Annotated in this window: 15 protein-coding genes; 7 read left to right on the forward strand and 8 right to left on the reverse strand. The window is 64.8% G+C overall.

What is annotated here, in order from left to right:
- Positions 1 to 38 precede the first annotated feature (38 nt).
- Positions 39 to 710: a phosphoribosylglycinamide formyltransferase gene (purN, locus tag CHB87_RS01660; protein WP_342743532.1), complete on the reverse strand. Its 672-nt coding sequence runs from the start codon at positions 708 to 710 to the stop codon at positions 39 to 41.
- Between the two features lie 243 nt (positions 711 to 953).
- Here purN and CHB87_RS01665 point away from each other — a divergent pair, with 243 nt between their 5' ends.
- Both CHB87_RS01665 and CHB87_RS01670 read left to right on the forward strand, forming a co-directional pair.
- The gene (locus CHB87_RS01665) at positions 954 to 1,187 is read left to right on the forward strand and encodes a hypothetical protein (protein ID WP_245817762.1); all 234 of its coding nucleotides are present in this window, start codon (positions 954 to 956) and stop codon (positions 1,185 to 1,187) included.
- Between the two features lie 89 nt (positions 1,188 to 1,276).
- Entirely contained in the window at positions 1,277 to 2,254 is a 978-nt protein-coding gene (locus tag CHB87_RS01670; RefSeq protein ID WP_089406641.1) for an LOG family protein, read from the forward strand.
- Here the strand turns inward: CHB87_RS01670 and CHB87_RS01675 are convergent, their stop codons facing one another.
- Together CHB87_RS01675 and CHB87_RS01680 are read right to left on the reverse strand one after the other, a co-directional pair.
- Complete coding sequence (locus CHB87_RS01675; protein ID WP_089406642.1) at positions 2,255 to 2,755, reverse strand: PIN domain-containing protein; 501 nt, start codon at positions 2,753 to 2,755, stop codon at positions 2,255 to 2,257.
- Entirely contained in the window at positions 2,752 to 3,036 is a 285-nt protein-coding gene (locus CHB87_RS01680) for a UPF0175 family protein (RefSeq protein WP_089406643.1), read from the reverse strand. Before CHB87_RS01680 ends, CHB87_RS01675 begins: the two co-directional genes overlap by 4 nt.
- Positions 3,037 to 3,149: 113 nt before the next feature.
- Between CHB87_RS01680 and CHB87_RS01685 the strand changes: the two genes are divergently transcribed.
- Together CHB87_RS01685 and CHB87_RS01690 are read left to right on the forward strand one after the other, a co-directional pair.
- Positions 3,150 to 4,334: a hypothetical protein gene (locus tag CHB87_RS01685; protein WP_176441537.1), complete on the forward strand. Its 1,185-nt coding sequence runs from the start codon at positions 3,150 to 3,152 to the stop codon at positions 4,332 to 4,334.
- Between the two features lie 47 nt (positions 4,335 to 4,381).
- A complete protein-coding gene (locus tag CHB87_RS01690) occupies positions 4,382 to 5,566 on the forward strand; it encodes a glycosyltransferase (protein WP_089406644.1) in 1,185 nt (394 codons plus the stop codon).
- 84 nt (positions 5,567 to 5,650) lie between these two features.
- Here the strand turns inward: CHB87_RS01690 and CHB87_RS01695 are convergent, their stop codons facing one another.
- Both CHB87_RS01695 and yiaA read right to left on the reverse strand, forming a co-directional pair.
- Complete coding sequence (locus tag CHB87_RS01695) at positions 5,651 to 7,219, reverse strand: alpha-amylase family glycosyl hydrolase (RefSeq protein ID WP_176441538.1); 1,569 nt, start codon at positions 7,217 to 7,219, stop codon at positions 5,651 to 5,653.
- 257 nt (positions 7,220 to 7,476) lie between these two features.
- Positions 7,477 to 7,899: an inner membrane protein YiaA gene (gene yiaA / locus CHB87_RS01700; protein ID WP_089406646.1), complete on the reverse strand. Its 423-nt coding sequence runs from the start codon at positions 7,897 to 7,899 to the stop codon at positions 7,477 to 7,479.
- 301 nt (positions 7,900 to 8,200) lie between these two features.
- On the opposite strand from yiaA, the gene CHB87_RS01705 reads away from it, so the two are divergent.
- Positions 8,201 to 8,380 carry a PExPT-CTERM protein gene (locus tag CHB87_RS01705; protein ID WP_142988159.1) on the forward strand — a complete coding sequence of 60 codons (180 nt, stop codon included), beginning with the start codon at positions 8,201 to 8,203 and terminating at the stop codon, positions 8,378 to 8,380.
- A 147-nt stretch (positions 8,381 to 8,527) separates the two neighbouring features.
- The gene (gene murQ, locus CHB87_RS01710) at positions 8,528 to 9,439 is read left to right on the forward strand and encodes an N-acetylmuramic acid 6-phosphate etherase (RefSeq protein WP_089406648.1); all 912 of its coding nucleotides are present in this window, start codon (positions 8,528 to 8,530) and stop codon (positions 9,437 to 9,439) included.
- Here murQ and CHB87_RS01715 read toward each other — a convergent pair.
- The 3 genes from CHB87_RS01715 to ruvB form a co-directional block, all read right to left on the reverse strand.
- Positions 9,336 to 10,610 carry a GGDEF domain-containing protein gene (locus tag CHB87_RS01715; protein WP_089406649.1) on the reverse strand — a complete coding sequence of 425 codons (1,275 nt, stop codon included), beginning with the start codon at positions 10,608 to 10,610 and terminating at the stop codon, positions 9,336 to 9,338. The two genes, murQ and CHB87_RS01715, sit on opposite strands and share 104 nt — an antisense overlap.
- Positions 10,611 to 10,744: 134 nt before the next feature.
- Complete coding sequence (locus CHB87_RS01720; RefSeq protein ID WP_089407477.1) at positions 10,745 to 11,566, reverse strand: alpha/beta fold hydrolase; 822 nt, start codon at positions 11,564 to 11,566, stop codon at positions 10,745 to 10,747.
- Between the two features lie 250 nt (positions 11,567 to 11,816).
- Positions 11,817 to 12,875 carry a Holliday junction branch migration DNA helicase RuvB gene (gene ruvB / locus CHB87_RS01725; RefSeq protein WP_089406650.1) on the reverse strand — a complete coding sequence of 353 codons (1,059 nt, stop codon included), beginning with the start codon at positions 12,873 to 12,875 and terminating at the stop codon, positions 11,817 to 11,819.
- Between the two features lie 64 nt (positions 12,876 to 12,939).
- Between ruvB and CHB87_RS01730 the strand changes: the two genes are divergently transcribed.
- Entirely contained in the window at positions 12,940 to 14,694 is a 1,755-nt protein-coding gene (locus tag CHB87_RS01730) for a DUF885 domain-containing protein (protein WP_089406651.1), read from the forward strand.
- Positions 14,695 to 14,902: the final 208 nt, after the last annotated feature.

Below are 14,902 nucleotides of genomic sequence, written 5' to 3' on the forward strand. Positions count from 1 at the left end.
CACGACCAGATCCGTGCTTCCATCGGCTTTGATCCGTGTTAAGCCTTCTTCCTGAAGTGGCGGCCGATCACCCCGTACTCCCCGCCGATCACCCGCGCGATCGCCTCGGGATACGCCTGGTGCTCCTGCTCCAGAATCCTTGCCGAGAGCGTCGCGGGCGTGTCGTCGTCCAGCACCGGCACGGCGCGCTGCAGGATGATGACGCCGTGATCGACCTGCTCGTCGACGAAGTGGACGGTGCAACCGGCGAGCTTGACGCCCGCCTCAAAGGCCTGGGTCTGCGCCTCCAGCCCTGGAAAGCTGGGCAGCAGCGACGGGTGGACGTTCAGGATGCGGTTCGGAAACGCCTCCACGAACGCCGGCGAAATGATGCGCATGTAGCCCGCCAGGCAGACGATATCCACCTTATAATCATGCAGATGGGCGATCATCGCGGCATCGTGCGCGGCGCGCGCTTCCGCGCCCTTACCCACCTGCGGGACGGCGATGGCGGGCAGGCCGAGCTCCCGCGCGGCGGCAAGTCCGGGCGCATCCGGCCTGTTCGAGAGCACGACGGCGATCTCGCAACCAGGCAGACGGCCTTCGCGGATGGCGGTCGCGATGGAGAGAAAGTTCGAGCCCCGGCCCGAGAGAAGGATAGCTAGACGTTCGATGATGCACCTCCGGGGAGGAGAAGAGAAGCAGATCCTCCGCTGCGCGAAGGATGACAATTGGAGGGTATGGAAAGGTTCGTCGGCGTTCGTGTCATCGGTTGTGGTTATAGCATGGAAGAACCGGGCGATGACATCAAGCGGTGAAGCGCGAAAGGCGGACCCGGTCTGCTAACTTGGAAGTTTGGAGAACCACTGATCGAGACGCCGCAACAGCCACGACTCTTTCCCGACGAGATACCGCCGGCGACGCCCGCGGCGCAGCCGGAGGAGAACGGAGTCGCGCCCATCTGGCTGCAGCGCATGTCGCTCTTCGTGCTGGTCGTCTTCTGCATCTATCTGGGCGTGATGGTGACGATTCTGCCGTGGTGGGCGCCGGTCTACGACCGCAACCTCTTCCTGCAGGCGCACCCGAAGCTGTGGGCGGTGCTGAAGCTGGGGCCGGTGCGCGGCATCATCTCGGGTCTCGGTCTGCTGGATGTGTGGATCGGCGTCTCCGAGGCGATCCACTACCGGGATCAGCGACCGCAGGCGTAGGCGCCGTCGAAACGCAGGTCCTTCGCCGTGCTCAGGACGACACGCTTTCTTGCTCAGGATGACATTTCAAGTTTAGGTTGGAGAAGTTTATGGCAGAGCCGTTGAAAGAAAAGATCCCAACCCCGCTGGGCCGGGCGCCGCTGGCGTATGAGAACGCGGAGTTCATCGACTCGCCCGATGGGCGCATGCTGCGCATGATGGCCGAGTACCAGGAGCCGCTCGTGCGCTTTCGCCGCGAACGCATCGAGGACACGGTCGTCTTCTTCGGTTCGGCTCGCTTCCGCGCGCTGGACGAGGCCAGCACGGCGCTAGAACTGCTGGAAAACACAGGTTCGACCGCACGCGCGCCGGAGCACGAGCAGCCCGCGCGCATGGACGAGATTCAGGCCGGCGCAGCCAGCGAGCTGAAGCTGAAGCTCGCCTACGCAGCCGTCGAGATGGCCCAGTACTACGAGGACGCGCGGCAGTTGGCGAAGCTGCTCGCCGGCTGGGCGAAGACGCTGCCCGGCCCGCGTCACCGCTTCGTCATCACCTCGGGCGGCGGCCCGGGCATCATGGAGGCGGCCAATCGCGGCGCGTTCGAGGCCGGCGCCAAGTCCATCGGGCTCAACATCAAACTGCCCTTCGAGCAGATGCCCAACCCCTACATCTCGCCCGAGCTGAACTTCGAGTTCCACTACTTCTTCATGCGCAAGTACTGGTTCGCCTATCTCGCGAAGGCGCTGGTGGTCTTCCCCGGCGGCTTCGGCACGATGGACGAGATGTTCGAGCTGCTGACGCTGGCCCAGACACACAAACTGGCGAAGAAGATGGTCGTCATCATTTACGGTTCGAGCTACTGGAAGTCGGTGCTGAACCTGGAGCTGCTGGCCGAAAAGGGCGCCATCGCGATGAAGGACCTCGACCTCTTCCAGTTCGTCGACACGCCGGAGGCCGCATTCGCCATCCTGAAGAAGAGCCTGCTCGAAGACCATCTGGAGGTCGCAGGCGAAGCCTCAGGCGTGCCGGCGGAGCCGATGCCGAACGTGCAGTCGGTCTTCGGTCCGGATATCGCGAAGACGCTTTAGCTATCCACGAAAGCCTTTGCGTTTCGCGTCGTCGTATCGAGCGAGCATGCGTGCTTCAAGCTGCGGCGACGCATGAAAACCGAGTTCGCTCAACCGGCGGACCGCTGCCGGAAAATCGAGAACTCCACGCATCGACATTTCAAATAGAAGACCGAAGGTTCCGGCTACTTTCAGGTTGCGCATTTCGGCCTGTCGCCGTCCCAACTGCTCATCGATCAGGACGACATCAGCTCCAATCACAAGCGCGAAGCTTATCGCCTCCCGCTCCCCAGCTCCCAGACCGGAGGGCAAAGACGGATCCAGTTTACCGACATGAACCTCTTCGATCCACGATGGAGGCGACATGGCCCAGCGGCGGACAGCTTCAGGAGCCTCCGGGCGAAGCATCTCCTTCAATACGGCATGGGGAACAAGCACGCGCCCATAGATTTCGCGCAATGCATCGGAAAAGCCAAGCAGAATCAAATAATTGAGTGGAGTTGTGTCGGCGACGACGATCACGTCCGTGAAAGCGCCTTTCTGCCCGAAGGCAGTTGCTCCAGGGTCGCGATGTCCTTCTCGAAATCTTCAACCGAATAATCGTATATCTCGTGCTTCGCCAGGAAGGAGTCGACCTGCATGAAGTAACCGAAGCCGAGCAGCACGCGCACCTGTTCGGTCGTCAGCCGTCCCTCTCGGTACGCGGCCGCAACCGCTTCTTCCAGCAATACCCGCGCAGGATCGCAGCCTTCCGGCACAAGATCGCGCGCAAACTGGTCCGGAATGTCGACCGTCACCTGCATGCAGACAGCGTACCACGCCCGATACCCCCAAATTGAAGCATCGTTCTCGGTGCAGTCACATCCCCGTCATCTTCGCTCGGAATACTGAAGTCGTTCCAGCGGAGGAGACCCACATGAGCCAGTCGACCGTCTCGTATCTTTGGCGCGAACCCGCAGCCGCCCAGGGTTTCGCCACCGGCGTCTCGCTCCACAGTCACACCAGCCAGTCCGTCGAAACGCTGGACTTCATCGCCGAGCTTTCGACCGAATGGGGCATCCTGCAGCCCATCATGCGGTTCATGGAGGCCAAGTGCCAGCGTACCTCCGGCATCACGCCCGACTATGCCCGCGCCTACTGGACCCCGCCGCTGACCCCGCGCCTCGCCTTTGAGCTCGAGCGCGACCAGATCCAGAACACCCTCCAGATTCCCGGCCTCGTCTCGCTCTCCGATCACGACGACATCCAGGCGCCGCTGCTGCTGCGTTCGGTCGACTCCGCCCGGCATATTCCCGTCTCGGTCGAGTGGACCGTGCCCTTCGGCAATCGCGCGAAGCCGACCTCCTTCCACCTCGGCATTCACAACCTGCCCTCCGCGCGAGGCGTGGACTGGATGAACCGGCTGCGCGCCTTCACCGCCCTGCCCGTCGCCGAGCGGCCCGCGAAGATGCTGGGCGAAATCCTCGCCGAGTTGGACGCCGAACCCGGCGTACTCATCCTCTTCAACCATCCGCTGTGGGATCTCTACCGCATCGGCGCCAACGCGCACGAGGTCTACGTGAACGAGTTCCTCGCGCTGCACGGACAGTTCATCCACGCGCTGGAGCTGAACGGCCTGCGCAACTGGACCGAGAACAAGGCCGTCTCCGAGCTGGCCGCGAAGTGGAACCAGCTCGTCATCTCGGGCGGCGACCGCCACGGCGTCGAGCCCAACGCGAACATCAACCTGACCCACGCTGCCAGCTTCACCGAGTTCGTCCACGAGGTCCGGCGTCAGCGCATCTCGAACGTGCTCTTCATGCCGCAGTATGCGCAGCCCTGGAAACACCGCATCCTGCAGTCCACGCTGGACGCGATCCGCGACTATCCGCACTTCCCCGAGGGCTCGCGCCGCTGGGACGAACGCGCCTTCCACCCGGACAAGGACGGCGTCCTGCAGCCGCTTTCGGCCATCTGGAACGACGGCCATCCGCCGGTCTACATCGAGGCCATCATCCGGATGGTGCGGCTCATGGGATACGCACCTCTCTCCGGCGGCCTGCGCATGGCATGGGACGACGCAGCGGAGATGCGCGCTGTGCTCGGACGGCTGGACGCCTGAGCGCGCTTCTGCTTTCGCGAAACGAACCCGCGTCGTACTCTAAGTCGATGCCGGCCCCGCGCGTTGCCTACTTCCCCGACTCCTTTCACGAGGTCAACGGCGTCGCCCACACCAGCCGCAACTTCGTGGGCTACGCCGAACGCCACGGTCTGCCCATGCTTTGCGTCCGCGCCGGCGAGCGGGCGGACGCCGTCCTGCAGCAGGGCTCCGTCACCACACTCGAACTGGCCCGCAGCCGCGCCGCCGTGGGGGTCGAGAAAGACCTCTCCTTCGACCCGCTCTTCTGGCGCCACAAGGCGGCCATCGAGCGCGAACTCGACCGCTTCCAGCCCGACATGATCCACATGACCGGGCCGAGCGAACTGGGCATCTTCGCCGCCTACTGCGCGTGGGACCGGCGGATTCCGCTGGCTGCCTCCTGGCACACGAACGTGCATGAGTACGCGGCGCGCCGGCTGGAGTGGATGACGAAGCGGCTGCCGGCAAACTTTGGCCGCGCTCTTTCCTCCGGCATCGAAAACCGCTCGCTCGATGCGATGATGCGCTTCTACAGCCTGGCGAAGGTGCTCTTCGCGCCCAACGACGAGCTTTGCCGGATGCTCGAGCGACGCGCTCACCGGCCCTGCTGCCTGATGCAGCGCGGGGTGGACACCACACTCTTCGACCCGGCAAAACGGACGCGGCCGCTCGACGCAAGACCGTACGTGCTGGGCTATGTCGGCCGCCTGTCGATCGAAAAGAACGTCGGCCTGCTGCCGTCGATCCAGCGCGAGCTGACCGCCGCCGGGCACGACGTGCGCTTCCTCATCGTCGGCCACGGCTCCGAGGAGGAGTCGCTGCGCCGCGAACTGCCCACCGCCGAGTTCACCGGCGTGCTGCGCGGCGAGGCGCTGGCCCGCGCCTATGCCGATATGGACGTGCTGGTCTTCCCCTCGCACACCGACACCTTCGGCAACGTGGTGCTGGAGGCGCTGGCGAGCGGCGTCCCGGCCATCGTCACGCCGGATGGCGGCCCGAAGTACATCGTCCGCGAAGGTTCAACCGGCTTCGCCGTACCCGACGCCGGATTCGCCGGGGCCACCGGAGCCATCCTCCAAGATCCGGAGCGGCTGGCCCACATGCGCGCCGCTGCACGCGAGTACGCGCTGGGTTGCAGTTGGGACGCGGTCTTCGACCGGGTGTACGAGGCGTACTCGCCGATGCACCCGCTGGCGGACTGGCCGCGGGTCTGAAGTCACGCGTTTTCAATGTTGCCTGTTCTTTGTTTGTCATTCCCGTAGGGAATGACAAACAGCTACCGCAAAAGAATGCGCAGCCTACTTCAAATGCAGCTCGCCGATATACGTCCCATACGGCGGCAAGGTCACCGCATCCACCGAAGCCGGGCCGGCCACGATAGCGTCGACGCCCGACCGCATGAGCGTGCGGAAGAAGAAGCCGTGGAGCTGCGCCTTTGCCAGCTCCTCCTTCATCGAGAGCTTCACCTCTGCGCCGGACAGATTGCAGATGACGACGACCGGCAGCGCCTCGCCCTTGAGCGGGCGGCGCGCCCACGCGACGACGTCCGGGTTGGTGGTCGGCAGGATGGTCATCGCGCCGTCGCGCAGCACCGGATTGCCGTGGTGCATCGTGCTGAGCTGGCGGTACCAGCGCAGCAGCGACTGCGGATCGGCCTCCTCGGCCTCGACGTTGACGGTCGCGGCGCTCGCGGGCGAGTCCAGCCACGGCGTACCGGTCGTAAACGGCGACTTCGCGCCCCACTGCATCGGCGAGGACTCCGTCGAGCTTCCGCTCGCGGGTTTGGCCGTGCCGGTGGTCATGCCCAGCTCCTGGCCGAAGTAGAGCAGGGTCGAGGTCTTCGCGGTCAACAGCACGGCGGCGAGCATCCGCGCGATGTTCAGGTCGTTCTTGCCGTCGGCGTAGCGATCCATGCTGCGCGTGCGGCCGTTGGCGTCGGAGGCAAGCACCGGCGCAGGTCCGGGTCCGTGCAGCGGCTGGGTCGCGAGCGTCAGCGCCTGGCGCAGGTCGGCGGCATGCATGGCGGGCAGCAGGGCGATGTGCGAATCGACCTGGAGCTGCGGCTGGCTGTCGGAAGGTCCATACGCGGGCTGATCCGGCTGGGCGCTCGCGACCGTTCCGCCACGGCGCATGCGATTGCCCCGGCGAGACGGCGCGGCCGGGGCAGGCGCGGGCGGCGCGGAGGCAGGGACGGCGGCGGCGCTCCACGGCGTGGCGGGAGACTCCGCGATGAGGTCGCCGACGAGGATGCGCTGCCCGGCGAATCCGTTCGCCAGCGCCCGCAGCGCGCGGACCCGGTCCGCAATCTGGAAGGGCGTGAGCGCGGTGACGCCGGCGGCCTGGTCCCCTGCGTCGCGCACCAGACGCAGCCCGGCGACGCCGCGCGTGAGCCAGAAGCGCGCCACGCCGGTCAGCGCGTCGACCGTCTGCGCGCCCGAGAGCGGCAGGTCGACCAGCACGCGGATCTTGCGCGCGGCGGCCTGCTGGACGAGCGCGTCGAAGTCCTCGTTGGTCCCGTAGGTGGGGTCGAAGACCTGCTCGCCGTGCGCGGCGGTCGTCGTTCCGGCGGCGGTGGTCACGGCTGGCGGATGTGGCTCGAGCGGCGAGAGCAGGATCGCGTCCACGCCGAGCGACTGTATATAGTCCAGCCGCGCCAGAATGCCCTTCAGGTCGCCGAAGCCATCGCCATTCGAATCCTGAAAGCTGAGCGGGTCGATCTGGTAGAAGACGGCCTGGTTCCACCACGCGTCGGTGGTGATGCCGGAGCCGGCCCAGCCGGGGCGCGCAAGCATCTGCGCAGAGGCCAGAGACGGCAGGCAGAGCGCGGCGGCGAGCAGGACGAAGGTGCGGGTCGTGCGTAATCTCATAAGGATTGGACGCCGTCCGGCGAAACAGGCGGCTATTGCGATGCTAACCGAGATTCGCGCTTTGAAAGATGAGTGCGGATCCTCCGCGTGGAAGACGCACACTTGCGGTGTCCAGTCCATCAAGTTCTCACCGCGTAGGCCATCGTCGAAGCTCTCTCCCACACAGGCTGTCATCCTGAGCGCAGCGAAGGACCGGCGCTTGGTTCGTGCTCGCGACGATCTCTCGGCTTGCGGTTTCCTGCCGGAGTCGAAGACGCCTACCGCTCGCCGGCAAGCTCGGCCGGGCCGGAGTCGAGGCTGTCGCGCGTGTTCTTCTGCACCGCGATCGCGCCGAAGAGGCTCAGCAGGTAGGCCATGACGTAGAAGCCCTTTTCCGAAAGCGTCAACGTCGCGTTCCACAGGCCGATCGTCATCAGCAGCAGGCAGATCAGCACCGAAAACCAGCTCAGCCCATAGTAGATGGCCGTCACCGGAATGCCGTCCAGCCGGTCGCGCACGCTCTTCTGCACCGAGACGGCCGAGAACAGGCCGTACATCAGCAGGGTGAAGAAGTAGCCCTTCTCGTTCAACTGCATGCCGGAGTTCCACAGACCGGCGCAGAAGGTCAACGCGCCGGCGAAGAGGGCGAACCACGAGGCGCCGATGAATGCGGCGGAGGGCTTGCGATACGGCTGGCTCATGCGGATTATCCTACAACGCGGGCGCGCGGCTTCAAACGAGAATCTGCGGGGCTGCCCATGCCGTTCGCCCGTCGTAACCTGCTGAAAAAAAGAGATGCGCGAAGTGTTGGAATCGGGATAGACTAATCGCCACTGCAGGGTTAACGAATTCGACCGATGAACGCAAAAGCGGAGTTGAATGCCGAAAGGCAGTCGCTCCGGCCGGGCGATATTGGATCGAACTCGATTCGGCAACGCCAGGCGTGAAAATTTTTGATTTTTTGATTTACTCAGAACACACTTACAGGAGAAGATGGATCCTATGAAGACCAAGTATTTTGTATACGCCGTGGCCCTGGTACTCGGGACCGCCTCGCTCCACGCACAGAGCGGCTGCTTCGATTCTCCCGAGGCTCCGACCGACGTTCTTCTTCTGGTAGGCTCGGCGGGCATGTTCTACGGCTCCTCGTTTCTGATGAAGGCGCTCCGGAAGAGCCGCTAGCCTACACCCCGGACGAAGAACTCCCTGCACTCCCCAGGGGAATCTCTTCCCACGCGCGCTAAAGATCTGCAAACATGACGGTAAGCTCCCGCTGGGCGGAGAGCTTACCGTTTTGTTTTTCCAAATATCCCCATTCAAGAGACCCACATGACGCACGACGCCGCGACGACGAATCTGGCCGCCCTGCCCACCGAGGCGCGCAACCCACGCTCCGCACGGATCGACGAGCTCTCGACGCCCGCGATGCTGACCGTCATCAGTGATGAGGACCTTACGGTCGCGACGGCGGTGCGGTCGCGGATTCCGGAGATCGGCGCCGCTGTCGACGCCATTGCGGAGCGGTTCGAGCGCGGCGGACGGCTCTTCTACATTGGCGCCGGCACCAGCGGACGGCTGGGCGTGCTGGACGCGAGCGAGTGTCCGCCGACTTTTTCGGTCGATCCCTCGCTCTTTCAAGGACTGATCGCCGGCGGGGACTCGGCGCTGCGGCGCTCGTCCGAGGGCTCGGAGGACTCGGCCGCCGAGGGCGAGCGCGATCTCGGCGCCGCTGGATTCGCCGCCGCCGACACGCTGATCGGCATCGCGGCCAGCGGACGCACGCCCTATGTGCTGGGCGCGCTCGACTACGCAAACCGGCTGGGCGCGCTGACCGTGGCGCTGACCTGCGTGGCGGGCTCCGCCATGGGCAAGGTCGCCGAGCTGGCGATCGAGGTGGAGACCGGCCCGGAGGCGCTGACCGGAAGCACTCGCATGAAGGCCGGCACCGCGACCAAGATGGTGCTGAACATGATCTCGACCGGCGTGATGATCCGTACGGGCGCGGTCTACGGCAACCTGATGGTGAACGTGCAGACGACCAACGCCAAGCTGGTCGACCGCGGACGGCGCATCGTCGCCGCCGCGACCGGCTGCGATGCCGAGACGGCGGCTCGTGTCCTTGAAGAAGCGGGATCGGTCAAGACGGCAATTGTGATGCAGCGCGCAAACCTGAGTCGGAGCGACGCCGAAGCTGCTCTTCGGGCTGCGCACGGCGTGCTGCGGCGGGCTCTGCCACGCTGAGTCCTTCGGACGGCTCCGCTGCCGCGATGCGGTTTCGTCCGCTGTTTTTCGCCTGGTACATGGCAAGGTCGCCGCGCCGGCGCAGTTCGTCCCAGGTGTCGCCGCTGGCGTGCCGGTAGCCCGCGACGCCGATGCTGGCGGTGATGCGCAGCGCCGTGCCCTCGTAGCTGAAGATCTCGCGTTCGATGGCGCCGCGCAACCTCTCCGCGACTTCGACTGAGTGCTTGAAGGGCGTATCGGGCAGCAGGATGAGGAACTCCTCGCCGCCGGTGCGCGCGACCAGATCCTGCGAGCGAAGCTGGTCAACAAGCAGCGCGACCAGCCGCTGCAGGGCGAAGTCTCCAGCAGCGTGACCGCGTGTGTCGTTCAGCCGTTTGAAGTGGTCGACGTCGAGCACCAGCAGCGAAACCGGCTGCCCGGAGCGGTTGGCGCGCGCGATCTCGCGTTCGGCCTCGATGTCGATGGCGCGACGATTGAGCGCGCCGGTCAGCTCGTCGGTGCGGGTCTGGTGGCGCAGGCCAGCCTGCAGCTCGATCATGTAGAACCACAGAAACGCGGCGACGAAGCAGGAGTCCAGCACCATCAGGGCCATCATGCTGATGTTCCAGCGCTGGTCGATCACTTTCAGCACCGAGCCGCCGCCGGGAACGAGGGCGCCCAGGGTGATGATCGTCGTACGGTAGCCGGCAACGAGAATCTGCAACGCGAAGAAGCACGCCGTCACCCGCGCGGCCACGCGAAACTGCCCCACACCCCGGCGCAGCAGCAGATACAACGATCCGAAGCAGGACGCAAAGACCGGAATCATCCCGATGACGAACTGCCACGGCGTGCTCCCATAACGCGCGACCGCGTAGACCAGCATCCCGGCGACGGCGACGATCGCCACCGGATCCTTCCGAGACGTCTTGCGCACCAGGAACCAGCGGAAGCCGAGGAACATGGCGAGGAACGCCAAGTCGTTGATCTCATTGGCGAGAAACATGGTGAAGAAGCGCGGAATCTTGCCCATCGCGGCCTGTAGCACGGTCTTGGTCAGACCGGCCACCATGCAGACGGCGAACCACCGCACACCCGTCATCCTGCGGCTGCTGAGCGCCAGCGCACACAGACCGAAGGTATAGATGATCAGCGAGGTGAGATCGGAGATATAGAGTGTACGAAAGTCCATACCGAGCCAAGGTTTCAGACAAGATCATACAATCCCCAGCCCGGGAAGCAATGCCTCTTCCGGGCTGGGGAATCACCTTTCACAGCCATTCGTGCGATGGATGACCAAGCTGCACGCCGCGTTGGCCGGACTGGTTAGCGGCTGAGAAAGTCGGCCAGGTCGAGGTTCAACCGGTCGGCGGCGGTGAGAAAAAGACCGTGCGGTTCGCCTTCGTACTGAATGTAGGTGGAGTTGGGCAGCAGCCGGGCGGAGACGTCGCCGCCGATCTTTGCCGGAACCGTCGCGTCGCCCGTGCCGTGAATGATGAGAAAGGGCGTTGTGATTACAGGCAGCTCCGCGCGCATATCCGTCGACGAAAAGGTGTCGATGCCCACGAGCGTAGCCTTCAGCGAGCCCTGCGAGGCAAGCGCGAAGGTCCAGTTCAGCACCGGCTGCGAGACCGTGTGGTTGACCAGCGTACGGCCATAGAACTTCGGCCCGAAGCTGTCGAGGAAGGCGAAGCGGTCCTTGCGGATCTCGTTCTTGAAGTCCTCGAAGGTCTCGGGCGGCACGCCATCGGGGTTGTCGCCGGCCTGCACCATGAACGGCACGGAGGACGAGATGAGCGCCCCCTTCACCACGCGCGCCGAGCCGTGACGCGAGAGGTAGCGGATGACCTCGCCGCCCCCCATCGAGAAGCCAACGAGTGTGACGCCGGTGAGGTCGAGCGTATCGAGCAGTGCGGCGAGATCGTCCGCGAGCGTGTCGTAGTCGTGGCCGGCGAGGGGCTTCGAAGAGCGCCCAAAACCGCGACGGTCGTAGCTGATGACGCGATAGCCGTTCTCGGCCAGGAAGAGCTCCTGCTTCTCCCACATGTCGGCGTTCAGCGGCCAGCCGTGGATAAGGACGACAGGCGCGCCGGTTCCCTGCTCCTTGTAGAAGATGGTGTTGCCGTCTTTGGTTTCGATGGTTGGCATCTGCGGTCCTTTGCCCAAATATGGGCCGTGCAAGATTTGCCACGCGGATCGAACGCGCGTTGGACATGGGCTGGTAGGACGCAGGTTTGCTCCGCCGCGACAACCGGGTTGCGAGAATTGTTATTCGCGCGACGAAGCGGCTCTTCAAAGCATCACCCACTCACTTGTCATCCTGAGCGCAGCGCAGCGGAGTCCTTCGCGATGAAACTGCGAACGACTCCGCTCAGGATGACAGGCGTTCGGGGTTGGGCTAAAAGAGGCTATACCTGCGCGGCATCTCGATCCCCAGATGCTCATACGCCAGCTTCGTAGCCACTCGCCCACGCGGCGTGCGATCGAGGAAGCCGATCTGGATCAGGAACGGTTCGTAGACCTCCTCCAACGCGTCCTGCTCCTCGGCCAGCGCGGCGGCCAGCGTGTTCAGGCCGACGGGGCCGCCATCGTACTTTTCGATGATCGTGCGCAGCAGCCGACGGTCGAGCTCGTCGAAGCCGTGCGCGTCGACCTCCAGCATCTCCAGCGCTGCAATGGCGGTCGGGCGATCGATCGACCCGTTGCCGCGCACCTGGGCGTAGTCGCGGACGCGGCGCAGCAGTCGGTTGGCGATACGCGGTGTGCCGCGCGAGCGGATGGCGATCTCGGCGGCGCCGTCGCGGTCGATGGGCACTTGCAGGACCTCTGCCGACCGCTCGACCACGAAGCGCAGCTCGTCCTCGGTGTAGAACTCCAGCCGCAGCAGGATGCCGAAGCGCGCGCGCATCGGCGACGACAGCAGCCCCGGACGCGTCGTCGCCGCGACGAAGGTGAAGGGCTTGATGTCCAGCACGAACGTCCGCGCCGACGGCCCCTGGCCGATCATGATGTCGAGGGTATAGTCCTCGAGCGCGGTGTAGAGCTTTTCCTGCAACACGGGCTGTAGCCGGTGGACCTCATCCAGGAAGAGCACCTGCTTGTCCTTGATGTTCGAAAGGATCGCCGTCAGATCGCCCTGGATCTGGAGCGCGGGCCCAGCCGTCTGCTGGAAGCCGACGCCCATCTCGTTGGCGATGATGGTCGCGAGCGTGGTCTTGCCGAGGCCCGGAGGCCCGAAGAGCAGCACGTGGTCCAACGCCTCGCCGCGCGCCTTGGCGGCTTCGAGCGCGATGGCGAGCTGCTCCTTGGCCTTGGTCTGGCCGATGAACTCGGAGAGGCGCGTCGGCCGCAGCTTCAGCTCGAAGGCCTCGTCGTCGTCCACGCGCACGGCGGAGACGACGCGGTCGGGATCGTCGGCGGGCGACTTGGCGCGGGATTTGATGTGCGGGCTATCCACTACAGGCGATGGTAAAGCGAAAGCGGGGTGGGTGCAAAGGCTTCGATCTGGTAATCTCCAGACCATGCGCACATCTTCTCTCTCGCTCCTGCTCGCCGGTTGTCTTGCTCTCTCTGCCGTACGCTGTGTCGCGGCTGCTCCCGATACGCTGGCCCAGCGTCTGGCCGCGCAGAATGCGCTCTTCGACGAGCAGTACGAGGCTGGCCTGAAGGAGTCGCCCGAGCGTGCGACGGCCTTTGGCGACTACCGCTTCAACGACAAGATGGACGACTACTCGCTGGCCGGCGTCGAGCGCCGCCACGCCGCCGCCGTCGCGTACCTGGCAAGGATCAAAGCCATCCCGACCGCCGGCTTCAGCGAGCAGGATGTGCTCTCGCACCAGCTCTTCGAGCGCATGTTGCAGCAGGGGCTCGACAACTACGACATGAAGGAGTTCGAGATGCCGGTCAGCCAGGTGGACGGCCCGCACCTCGGCCTGGCCGACCTGCCGAACGCCATGCCCTTCGACAGCGTGAAGCACTATGAGGACTACATCGCGCGTCTGCACCAGGTTCCGCGGGTCTTCGCCCAGACCGAGGAGGTGCTGAAGGCAGGCATGAAGGACGGCCTGATGCCGGTGAAGTTCCTGCTCGAAAAGGTGCCCGTGCAGTGCGAAGGAACCATCGCGGCGGACCCGTTCCTGCTGCCGCTGAAGAAGTTTCCCGCAAGCTTTTCGGACGCCGACAAGGCTCGCCTGACCAGGGAGCTGACCGACGCGGTGAACACCGACGTGCTGCCCGCGTACAAGGCCTTCTCCGCCTGGATCGCGACGGACTACGCCCCGCACGGACGCACGGCGCTCGCCATCACCAGCCTGCCCGGCGGCGCGAAGCGCTACCAGAACGACATCCGCAGCCGCACCACGACCGACCTGACGCCGGAGTTCATCCACAACCTCGGCCTGACCGAGATCGGCCGCATCACCGCCGAGATGACCGTGATCGCGAAGCAGCAGGGCTTCCCCGACCTCGCCAGCTTCCGCAAGTCGATCAACAGCGACCCGAAGTGGGTGCCCACGTCGTCCGAACAGATCCTCGACGACTTCCGCAAGTACATCGCGCAGATGCAGCCGCGCCTGCCGGAGCTCTTCACCTACATCCCCGGCGCGCCGGTGACGGTGGAGGCGATTCCCAGCTACCAGGCCGCGGCCGCGACGCACTACCAGACGGGCACGCCGGACGGAAAGCGTCCCGGCCGCGTCAGCGTGGCGACATCGAACTACGCGAAGCGCACGCTGGTGCTCGACGAGGCCGTCGCCTATCACGAGGGCATTCCCGGCCACCACATGCAGCTTTCGGTCGCGCAGACGATCAAGGGTCTGCCGAAGTTCCGGCTGCACTCCGGCAACTCCGGCTACACCGAGGGCTGGGCGCTCTATGCGGAGCAGCTTGGCAAGGAGATCGGCTTCTACAAGGATCCGGTCAGCGATTATGGCCGGTTGAACAGCGAACTCTTTCGCGCGGTGCGGCTGGTGGTCGACACCGGCATCCACTCCCAGGGCTGGACGCGCGAGCAGGTGATCGAGTTCATGCTGGCCAACGACGTGAACGAACCGCTGGCCCAGAGCGAGACCGACCGCTACATCGCGTGGCCGGCGCAGGCGTTGAGCTACAAGCTGGGACAGTTGAAGTTCCGCGAGCTGCGCGAACGCGCGAAGAAGGAGCTGGGGCCGAAGTTCGACATCCGCACCTTCCACGACGAGATGCTGAACGGCGGCGTGTTGCCGCTGAGCCTGCTGGACGAGCGGACGAACCAGTGGATCGCCGCGCAGAAGAAGTAGGCCTGGGTTCTCACGGATACAAACCATATCCCAGGGGCTGAAGCCCATTCTTCGGCGAGGCTCAAATGCCTGGGCTAAATCCCAGGCCTATCCAAGTGCGAAAGCCTAGACCCGTTCAGGAACTGTTGCTTTGCTCCTGGATGGGTCTGTTGCTCTTGCTTCTGGGTAGGCCGTTGCTTTTGCTTCTGGATAGGTCGGGGCTTCAGCC

Origin of the sequence: Granulicella rosea (assembly GCF_900188085.1) — a bacterium.
In the GTDB taxonomy this organism is placed as follows: Bacteria; Acidobacteriota; Terriglobia; order Terriglobales; family Acidobacteriaceae; genus Edaphobacter; species Edaphobacter rosea.